Consider the following 1,027-nt stretch of genomic DNA (forward strand, 5'->3'; position numbering starts at 1 on the left):
ACCGACGACACGCTGGAAGGATTGTGTGAGAAATGCAGCGAGCTGCCGAATATCAAGCGAATGATCATCAACACGCTCGATCAGATCTACCGGCTTGAGAGGAATGAGTCCGGCGACCTCCGGGTGAACCGCCCCGAATTTCTGGGCCTTTTTTATGAACGAAAGAACACCGGAACCTTGACCGGGGATCTCTTCCAATCAACACCCGATGGTTTCGGCGCCCTCACGATCGGACTGACCCTGCCGAAAGACGGTTGCAGCAGCCTTGATCTGGCCCGGATCGACGTCTTTGTTTTCAATTCTCCCCTCACTTCCGATGAAAGCAAAAACTTTCTGCATGATTTTCTCCCCCGGATCCGGGAACAGATCGGCACAAAGATTGTAAATTGTGTCGGATACCATCTCCACGGAGAAGAGGATGGAATCATTATCGGTCTCAACTATCCGGAAGAGGTCACCCGCTATGACGGCGAGGTCATGAAATCCCTGGCCGTAACCGTCGGCTCCCTTTCCACCCTGGCCCGGCAGATCACGGCGATCAAGGAAGGGTTCATCTATCTTATTGAGTCCCTGGCCCGCGCCTCGGAAGTAAACGACATGGATACGGGAAACCATATCGTCCGGGTCAACACCTTCGCCAAGCATTTGGCACTGGCCATGGGCAAACCGGCGGCTTTCTGCAACGAGATCGGCCTGGTCGCCCAGATGCACGATGTAGGGAAAATCCACACGCCCTCGGAGATCCTGCGAAAACCGGGCGAACTGACAGCGGATGAACTCCGGGTCATGCAGCAGCATAGCCTTCAGGGAGAGGTGATCCTCGGCACCGCCCCGAAACTCTCCATGGCCCATCATATCGCCGGCGCCCATCACGAAAATTTCGACGGGACGGGATACCCCCGCGGCCTGAAGGGAGAAGCAATCCCCATTGAGGCGCAGATCGTCAAAATCGCCGATGTCTACGATGCCCTCCGGTCGGAACGGCCCTACAAAGAGGCCTTCTCTCACGATCGGTCCATGGAGATAA

Annotated in this window: 1 protein-coding gene; it reads left to right on the plus strand. The window is 55.9% G+C overall.

Features of this window, described 5'->3' with window-relative positions; all coding sequences use genetic code 11:
* Positions 1–1,027: HD domain-containing protein (locus GXP58_02665; protein ID NOY52505.1), on the plus strand; the 1,027-nt coding region annotated here is incomplete at both ends.

Source organism: Deltaproteobacteria bacterium (assembly GCA_013151235.1).
In the GTDB taxonomy this organism is placed as follows: domain Bacteria; phylum CG2-30-53-67; class CG2-30-53-67; order CG2-30-53-67; family CG2-30-53-67; genus JAADIO01.